The sequence below is a fragment of the Prosthecobacter sp. genome, assembly GCF_044373815.1.
Taxonomy (GTDB): domain Bacteria; phylum Verrucomicrobiota; class Verrucomicrobiia; order Verrucomicrobiales; family Verrucomicrobiaceae; genus Prosthecobacter.
The window spans coordinates 1-9,314 of the sequence record NZ_JBIPNG010000257.1 but is presented as its reverse complement, the minus strand read 5'-3'; the positions used below and the strand labels follow the sequence as shown (position 1 = coordinate 9,314).

Here is a 9,314-nt window from a genome sequence, read left to right as displayed (position 1 = left end):
TCCGCTGGCTGCGTGCGCATGCCAAGGAGTATAACCTGGACGCCGAACATGTCGGAGTCGTGGGTGGCTCGGCTGGCGGGCATTTGTCATCGCTCGTCGGCACATCAGGCGGGAAGAATGCCTTTCCGAAGATCGGTGGGAATGAGGAGCAGTCTGAACGGGTGCAGGCGGTGTGCGACATCTTTGGTCCTTCTGACTTCAGCACGGTGGTGCAGCAGGCAGCGGACGACAAGAATGCGAAGAACATCTTCCAGTTTAATACTCCTGCCGATCCGTACTCTTCGCTCATCGGCACGAAGCTGGACGACAAGGCGAAGGCTGATGCTGTGAGCCCGGTGCATTACGTTTCCAAAGACAATCCGCCGTTTGTGATTCTCCATGGGACGCATGATACGCTGGTGCCATATGCGCAGAGTGAGGAATTTGCGGCGGTGCTAAAGGATAAGGGCGTGGCAGTGTGGCTGCAGAAGCTCCCAGGCTCCGGCCATGGCGGGCCTGCGTTTAACAAAACCGCTGTGATTCAGCTCATGCAAAACTTTTTCGACAAGTACCTGAAGGGTGCGGACGTGCAGATCATGCTGGTGCCGGAGGTGGAAGTGGCGGTGGAGCCGGTGAAGTCTGCGGTAAAGTAGGCAGGCAAAACATCGAGTCTGAACATCGCAGACAAAAAGACTGAGCCCAGAGCAGATTAACTCTTTTGGAGGGAATGAATGTGGTTAGCCCCGCGTTTCATTCGCTCCTTTTCCTCCGCCTTCACCATGACTCCCCTAGCTACACTCCGCTGCTTTTTCCTGGCCGCAGCCATTGGTTTAACCACACAGCTTTCTGCCGAGGACTGGGGTGCGTATTTCATCGTGCCGAAGAGCGCGCCAGCGATGGTGCTGGAGGCGGTGGACGCGGGAACAACGGAGGGAACGCGGGTGTCGATTGGCAATCCGGCGGGCAAGCCGAACCAGAAGTGGGTGATCGTGCCGAAGAGCGAGGGCTACTATGCGATCAAGCCGTCCTACAGCAGCACGCTGACACTGGCTGCGGACAAGGGCGGAATGAAGAATGGGACGGGCATTGTGCTGGAGGAGGACAGTGGCAAGGACTGGCAGCTGTGGCAGATCAAGAAGAACGAGGGGGGATCTTACTCGATCAATCCGAAGCACGCGCCGGCGCAGGGGATGGATGATCTGGGTGGAAAGAAGGAGCCGGGAGCGAAGATCGATCTGTGGCAGCACCATCCGAATGACCAGCATTTACAGTGGCAGATCAGGCCGCTGGCGGGGAGTGCCATCGCGGGGAATGAGGCTGCGGCCGCAGCGCCGACTTATGTGCCGCCGGTGATTAAGCCGGAGGAGATTCTGCCGGGGACGATCAAGCAGACGCAGTTTAACCAGAGCAAGGTTTTCCCAGGGACGGTGCGGGATGTGACGGTTTTTATCCCGGCGCAGTATGATGGCAGCAAGCCTGCGTGTGTTTACGTGAAGACGGATGGCTACAATGCGCGGGAGAAGACTTTCATGGAGACGCTGATCGCCACGAACGAGATGCCGGTGACGATCGGTGTGTTTGTGAAGCCGGGCTCACTGCCAGCGCCGATGAAGGGCACGATGGACCGGCGGAATCGCGATCTGGAGTATGATGGGGTGGGCGATGAGAATGTGCGATTCCTCAGTGATGAGCTGCTGCCGTTTGTGGCGAAGGAGTTTGATTTGAAGCTGTCGACGGATGGCAATGACCGGTGCATCTCGGGTGGGAGCAGCGGTGGCATTGCGGCATTTACGGCGGCGTGGCACCGGCCTGAGGCTTTCAGCCGTGTGTATGCGGCGAGCGGGAGCTGGGTGGCGTTTCGCGGCGGGCATGAGTTTCCGACGATGGTGCGCAAATTTGAAGCGAAGCCGATCCGCGCGTATCTCACCACGGCGACGCATGACATGGAGAACTGCGCGGGTGACTGGTATCTGATTGATCTGGAGATGGACAAGGCGCTGAAGTTCTCGGGCTATGACTACCAGTTCCGCAGCATCGAAGGACGCCACGTGGCGGGCTATGCGGAGAACTACCTGGAGGCGATGGCCTTTCTGTGGAAGGGCTGGCCGGAGCGCGTGAAGGCGGGGCCGAGCGCGCCGCGTGCGCAGGAGGTGATCATTCCTGGCGAAGGGTGGGAGCTGCTGGCGGAGGGCTTTAAGAGCACACGCGGGCCGACGTGCAGTGAGAGCGGCGAGGTGTTTTTTGCTGACACATCGAACAACAAGATTCACCGGATCGGGCTGGATGGGAAGGTGAGCGAGTTTGTGGGGGATACGAATGCGCACTGTGTGACGATGGGTGCGGATGGGAAGCTTTACACGATCTCGGAGAAGTCGGGGAAGCTGATGAGCTTTGATGCCAGTGGTGCGGGCAGCGTGGTGATGGAGGACATTCTGGGGCACTCGATTCTGGCCATGCCAACGGGTGCGATGTATGTGACCACGAACGGTGACAAGCCGAAGGAGGAGGGCACGGTGTGGCTGATCAAGGACGGCAAGAAGACGCAGGTGGACAAGGGGATCAAATTTGCGACGGGGATGGCGTACCGGCCGGATCAGTGGCTGCTGTCTGTGGCGGAGGGGCACTCGAAGTGGGCTTACAGCTATCAGATTGCTGAAGATGGCACGCTCAAAAATAAGGAGCGCTTTTTCCACCTGCATGTGGCGGATTGGGAAGATGACGCGGGGCCTGAGTGTGTGTGCTATTCGATTGAGGGACGGCAGTTCATTGCGACGAAGAGCGGGGTACAGATCAGCGCGGATGATGGGCCCACGCAGATTATTTTGCCGGTGCCGGACCGCAGCCGTGTGACGGCGGTGGCGATCGGCGGGAAGGACAAGAACACGCTGTATGCCTTTTGCGGGAACAAGATCTGGAAGCGCAAGATCCTGCAGCATGCGATGGGGGCATGGAGTCCGTGGACGAAGATGACGGGATCGAAGCTGTAGCCGAATTTTTTATTCAAGATCACTAATGCCGAAATCTGGGAATCAACTCATGACACGAAACCTCGCCCTTAGCTTTGCCCTTCTGGCGTCTTTGCATGCCGCAGAGCCGATCACCAACTCCATCGGCATGAAGCTTGTGCGCATCGAGCCGGGCTCGTTTACGATGGGACAGGATGGACCGGCGGCGGATTACAAGATCACGAAGCATCCGGCTAAGTTTGATGATGCGGACTGGGATGAGAAACCTGCGCATCGAGTGGCGATCACGAAGCCGTATCATCTGGCGACGACCGAAGTGACCTTGGGGCAATATCGACAGTTCAAAACGGCTTTTCGTCAGGGCAGCGGCAAAGATGAGGATGCCCTGAATGGTGTGAGCTGGGATCAGGCGCAGCAGTTTTGTGAATGGCTGTCCAAGAAGGAGGGGAAGACCTACCGACTGCCGACTGAAGCGGAATGGGAATACGCCTGCCGTGCGGGCACGACGACGCTGTTTTACACGGGCGATGCGCTGCCTGAGGGCTTTCAACCATGGCCCGACAAGGCCGGAGTACGTGCGCGGTTCTTTGCTGATGCGCCGCTGCCGAAGGAGTACCGCGATGAGAAGAAACTGAATTTGCAGGTGGCGCAATCAGCGCCGAATCCGTGGGGGCTGTACGACATGCACAGCAACGTGGCCGAGTGGTGCCAGGACTGGTATGGGCCGTATGAAGCCGGTGAGCAGGCCGATCCTCTGGGCCGCAGTGAGGGTGATTTCCGAGTGATTCGCGGCGGGCATCATTCGATGTTTGCTCGCCTGCTGCGCTCGGCGAACCGCACGGCTTGGCTGCCGCAGACGAAGACTGACAAGGTGGGATTCCGCGTGGTGCTGGGCGATCTTCCAGCTGGGAAAATGCTGCCTGCAGCCACTCCGCCCCTGAATGCGCAAAACGTGCAGCAGGGGGTGCTCAAGTATGACATGCCGGGCCCCAATGAGCCGCCGTTTTTTGCCGCACCGAAGCCGTATGTGAAGATCGCGCCGAATTCGTTTGGGCCTTTGTTTTCCACACACAATCACAGCCCGGGCATCGCCGAATGCCCGAACGGCGATCTGCTCGCGGTGTGGTATTCCTGCGTGGATGAAGGTGGCAGCGAGCTTTGCAACGTGGCGAGCCGTCTGCGTCGTGGCGCGAGCGAGTGGGAGCCTGCATCGCCATTCTGGGATGGTGCAGACGTGAATGATCATGGCCCGAAGATCTGGTGGGATGGGAAGGCAACGCTGTTTCACTTTGCACGTGGCCGCGATGAAAACCTGGTGCGAACCTCCACTGATAACGGCATGACGTGGAGCAAGGCGCTGATCATGCAGCCGGTGGGCGAGTTTGGGAACCAACCGATCCGTCTTGCAGATGGCACGCTCGTTATCACGAATGACTCACGGCAGTGCAGTCTTGTCTTCAGCCATGACGATGGCAAGACGTGGGGATTCAACGATGTGAAGAAACAGCCGAGTGACTTTCGGCCCGGTGGAACGGGGTTTCGTCATCCGGGGATTCATGCACCGATTGTGCAGCTTGCCGATGGGAGGATCATGGCCTTCAGCAGGAATGATCCCCCTGAGGATCAGGCGAAGTTTGACCTCAAAACGCCGATCAGTTACACCAGTGATCTGGGCAAGACTTGGACCTACGCCGCCAGTGAGTTTCCTGCGATCAGCAGCGTGCAGCGTGCTGCGATGATCCGGCTGGATGGAGGCGGCATCCTGCTGTGCAGTTTCACCGATCAATGGAGAGACTGGAAAAACAGGAAGGGCATGAAATTTAAATCGAAGGCAGGCGAGTTCACCGGCTATGGCATGTTTGCCGCGTTGTCTTTTGATGAAGGAAAGACGTGGCCGGTGCGGCGGCTTATCACACCCGGAGGCAAGGAACAGTCCATCAACATGATCGATCGTGGCATCTGTGTGCTGAGTGACACGATGGCGGAGCCCTGTGGCTACCTTTCGGCCACTCAAACGCGGGACGGGAAAGTGCAGCTGATCACGAGCAAGAATCATTATGTCTTCAATCTCGCGTGGTTAAAACAGCTGCCGGACGTGCCCTAAATGCAAGTCTTCGCTGTCCTCGGAGCAGCTTCGACTGGCAATTAAAGTCGGGCGCATCAAACTGGCAGGACATTTGACATGAGCCACACTGACCTTGCCCCACTGCTGAAGCAGACCTTTGGCTATGACACCTTCCGCCCGTTGCAGCGGGAGATCATGGACGCCACGCTGGCGGGGCGGGATGTGGTGGCGATCCTGCCGACGGGTGCGGGGAAGTCGCTTTGCTTTCAGCTTCCTGCGCTGGCGCGTGAAGGGATCACGCTGGTGATTTCGCCGCTGATCGCGCTGATGAAGGATCAGGTGGATGTGCTGGTGGCGAGCGGGGTGGCGGCGACGTTTATCAATTCATCGATCCAGGGGAGTGAAGCGCAGAGGCGGCGCTCGGGACTTGATGATGGGTTTTATAAACTGCTGTATGTCGCGCCGGAGCGCGTGATGCTGCCGGACTTTATCAGCGACCTGAAACGGTGGAACGTCACCGCTGTCGCGGTGGATGAGGCGCATTGCATCAGCCAGTGGGGGCATGATTTCAGACCGGAGTATCGTGCGCTGGGGCAGCTGCGCGATGCGCTTCCAGGTGTGCCGTTTTTGGCGCTTACGGCCACGGCGACTGAGCAGGTGCGCGGCGACATCATCGGCCAGCTCCATCTGCATGAGCCGGAGGTGTTTCTGGCGAGCTTCAACCGGCCGAACCTGAGCTACACGGTTCTGCCAAAGGCGAAGGCGACGAGCCAGATCTATGATTTTGTGAGGCAGCGGCCGAATGAGGCGGGTATCGTCTATGTGCAGTCACGCAAGAGTGCAGAGAGTCTGGCGGCGGCGCTGGCTGCGGAGGGCGAGAAGGCTGTGGCCTACCATGCGGGGCTGCAGCCGGAGGAACGGGCTGCGAATCAGGAGGCCTTCATCCGTGATGAGGCGCATGTGGTGTGCGCGACGATCGCCTTTGGCATGGGCATCAACAAGCCGGACGTGCGCTATGTCATTCATGGTGATCTGCCGAAGAACATCGAGGGGTACTATCAGGAGACAGGGCGTGCCGGGCGCGACAGCCTGCCGAGCGAATGCGTGCTGCTGTACTCTCGCGGAGATTTGGTGCGAAACCTGAAGTTTCTCGATGAAATGACGGACGCAGATGCTGCGGAGGTGGCCGCGCGGCAGATGCGGCTGATGGCGGACTTTGCCGAAGGCACGGAATGCCGCCGAGTGGCGCTGCTGGACTATTTCGGCGAGCAGTGGCCGGGAGACAACTGCGGCGGGTGCGACATCTGCCTGCAACCGCGCGAGACATGGGATGCCACCACGCATGTGCAAAAGCTGCTGAGCTGCATCTTTCGCATCCGGCAGAAGAGCGGCTTCAGCACCGGGCTGAACCATGTCGTGGAAGTACTAACCGGGGCGAACACGGAGAAGATCCGCAAATGGTATCACGATCAGCTCAGCACTTACGGCATCGGCAAGGACATGCCGCGTGAGGAATGGGCGGCGCTGGGCCGGCAGCTCATTCGACTGGGCCACATCGAAGCGTCGGCGGATTCATTTCAGACGCTGAGTTTGTCAAAGAAGGGAGTGGCTACGCTGATGAACCGCACGCCGGTCATGCTCACACGCGTGCCCGTGGCGGTGAAAGCGGGCACGAGTGCGGCGAAGGTCGCCAAAGCGGGAAGCATCGCCTGCGACGAGGCGCTGTTTGAGGAACTGCGCGCGTTGCGCAAACGGCTGGCCGATGAGCGCGGGGTGCCGCCGTATGTGGTCTTTGGGGATGCCAGCCTGCGGCACATGTGCCGTCAGTATCCGCAAACAGAACAGAGTTTTCTTGCCATTCCTGGAGTGGGAAGTCAGAAGCTCGCCGACTATGGAGCGGCATTTATGGGGGCCATCACTCAATGGCTGGGGACGCATGAGGCGCAGATGTTTGCCGAAGAAGCCCCGCCTCCGCCGCCGCCCAGGATGAAGAGCGAGGATGGACTCACCGGCACGGTGCTGGAAACCCTGCGCCTGCACCGCCAGGGCCACAGCGCGGAAAAGATTGTGTCGCTGCGCGGCTTCGCCCTCAGCACCATCCACGGCCACCTCGCGCAGGCGATTCAGCTGGGCGAGCTGAAGGCAGATCCGCGCGACTACTTTACTGCCGCAGAAGAGGATGAGCTCAGAGCTGCGGCCGCCGAGCATGGGATGGAGAGCCTTGGTAAACTCAAGGAGGCTCTGGGGAACCGTTACGACTACCCCGTGCTGCATTATTTCCGGGCGTTCGAAACAAGGAAATAAAGGAGACCGCGCGCCCGATTCAATCATCCATATCATGAACACCTGTTGCCTACTCATTCTCACTGCCGGTCTGGCGGTATCCGCCATCGCTCAGGAAGTTCTGCCGAAAACGGCGGAGGTTTTTGAGATCGATGGACACAAGGCATTTCTGTATGCGGCACCCAAGCCAGCGGCCGGCAAGCCGTGGGTGTGGTATGCGCCAACTTTGGGCGGCGTATCGCTCTTTGGCCGCAAGATGTATTTCGAAGCCTGCATGAAAGCGGGGATCAGCATTGCGGGCTACGATTTGGGAGAGGTGCGCGGCGCACCGGCGAGCACGGCGAAGTTCACGCTGTTTTATGAGGAGATGGTCAAACGTGGGTATTCGCCGAAGCCGATCCTGCTGGGGCAGAGCCGTGGCGGAATGATGACGCTGGCATGGGCGTTTCGGAATCCTGACAAGGTGCGCGCATGGGTGGGCATCTACCCCGTGTGTAATCTGGCGAGCTGGCCGCTGAAGAATTCGAAGGCGCAGACGCTCGCTGACTTTGGCATGCCGGAGAATGAGCTCGTCGCCAAGCTTAGTGAGTTCAATCCCGTGGATAATCTAAAGGGTCTGCTGGAGAACAAGGTGCCGATGTTTGTGGTGCATGGCGACTCCGATGTGGTGGTGCCCTATGAGCTGAACACGGGACTTCTGAAAGAACGTTACACGGCAGGTGGTGGGCAGATCAGCGTGAAGGTCATTCCTGGTGAAGGGCACAAAGTGGGGCCGTCGTTCTTCGAGTGTCAGGAGCTGGTGGATTTTGTTTTGAAGCAGGCCGCTCAATGACAAGCCGTTTTCCCTCATTACTATTCTGCTGTCCTGCCATGATCCGAGCACTCCTTTTCACTTCCGTCGTTCTACTAGCGTCATTTGCTCCCGAGGCTCAGGCGCAGCAGATCATCCTGCTGAAACTGGATGATGTCATCGCGCGGCGTGTGGGAGCGAAGCCGGTGTCGGATCGGTGGCTGAAGGTGCATGACTATCTCAAGGCGAACAACATCAAGGGATCCTTTGGCATCATCACGGAGTCGCTGGAGAAAGACAACGAGATGTATTTTCAGTGGCTGAAGGAGGTGCAGGCTGCGGGATTGATCGAGTTCTGGATGCATGGCTATCACATGAAGACGGCCAGTGAACCGGGAGAGTTTGAGCATGGCACGGCGGAGGAGCAGCGGGCGATTTTGGCCAAGGGGGAAAGGCTGGCGAAGGAGAAGCTTGGATTTTCGCTGCCGGCCTTTGGTCCGCACTGGAGCGGCACTACTGAGGCCACGGATGAAGCGATGGAAAAGGTGCCGGAGGTGACCATCTGGTTGTATGGACCTGAGAAGCCGAAGTACTACAGCCGGCTGAGCATCCCGCGGGTGATGGCGCTGGAGAATCCCACGTTTGTGCCCGATCTGGAGAAGTTCAAAACGTTCTATGAAGCCAAGGCTGCGAAGCGTGAGGTGCTGGTGCTGCAGGGGCATCCGGAGCAATGGGATGACAAGCGCTGGACGGGATTCACGGGCATCATTGATTTCCTCAAATCGAAGAACGTTGTGTTCATGACGCCGTCGGAGTATTTGAAAAGGACCCAGTCCAAACAGCCATGAGGTTTTTTTCACTGCTCGCCGCGTTTGCGCTGACTTCTGTTCATGCGGCTGAACCGCCGAAGCCAACGTATGCGGATGTGCCGTATGGTGCACATGAGCATCAACTGATCGACATTCACCTGCCGCCGAAGGGGAACGGGCCGTTTCCGGTGCTGATGTGGTATGGCGGCATCTGGAAGGCGTCGAAGCATGCGATGGATGTGAACCGTTTTTTTCCGCATGGCATTGCGGTGATCGCGGTGGAGGTGCGGACGATGGAGGATGCGACGGCGGACAAGGTGAAGGAGCCGATCTCCTATGTGTTGGAGGATGCGCTGAGTGCGGTGAAGTTTGTGCGGGAGAACGCTGCCAAATATAAGCTGGATCCAGCACACATCGCGCTG

6 protein-coding genes and 1 pseudogene are annotated in these 9,314 nt (G+C 58.7%); all 7 read left to right on the top strand.

The window, feature by feature from the left end:
- On the top strand, positions 1-632 hold a 632-nt coding region (locus ACIREA_RS19370; protein ID WP_397383983.1), incomplete at its 5' end, for a prolyl oligopeptidase family serine peptidase.
- Positions 633-758: 126 nt separating this feature from the next.
- Positions 759-2,966: an RICIN domain-containing protein gene (locus ACIREA_RS19365; protein WP_397383982.1), complete on the top strand. Its 2,208-nt coding sequence runs from the start codon at positions 759-761 to the stop codon at positions 2,964-2,966.
- Positions 2,967-3,015: 49 nt separating this feature from the next.
- Entirely contained in the window at positions 3,016-5,049 is a 2,034-nt protein-coding gene (locus ACIREA_RS19360; RefSeq protein WP_397383981.1) for an SUMF1/EgtB/PvdO family nonheme iron enzyme, read from the top strand.
- Between the two features lie 78 nt (positions 5,050-5,127).
- Positions 5,128-7,314, top strand: coding sequence for a DNA helicase RecQ (gene recQ / locus ACIREA_RS19355; RefSeq protein ID WP_397383980.1), 2,187 nt, complete (start codon positions 5,128-5,130; stop codon positions 7,312-7,314).
- Between the two features lie 34 nt (positions 7,315-7,348).
- The gene (locus ACIREA_RS19350) at positions 7,349-8,125 is read left to right on the top strand and encodes an alpha/beta hydrolase family protein (protein ID WP_397383979.1); all 777 of its coding nucleotides are present in this window, start codon (positions 7,349-7,351) and stop codon (positions 8,123-8,125) included.
- Positions 8,126-8,163: 38 nt separating this feature from the next.
- Positions 8,164-8,931 (top strand): DUF2334 domain-containing protein, encoded by a 768-nt coding sequence (locus ACIREA_RS19345; RefSeq protein WP_397383978.1) that lies wholly within the window; start codon positions 8,164-8,166, stop codon positions 8,929-8,931.
- Positions 8,928-9,314, top strand: a pseudogene (locus tag ACIREA_RS19340) (hypothetical protein); the annotation flags it as partial. The gene ACIREA_RS19345 and the pseudogene ACIREA_RS19340, both read left to right, overlap by 4 nt.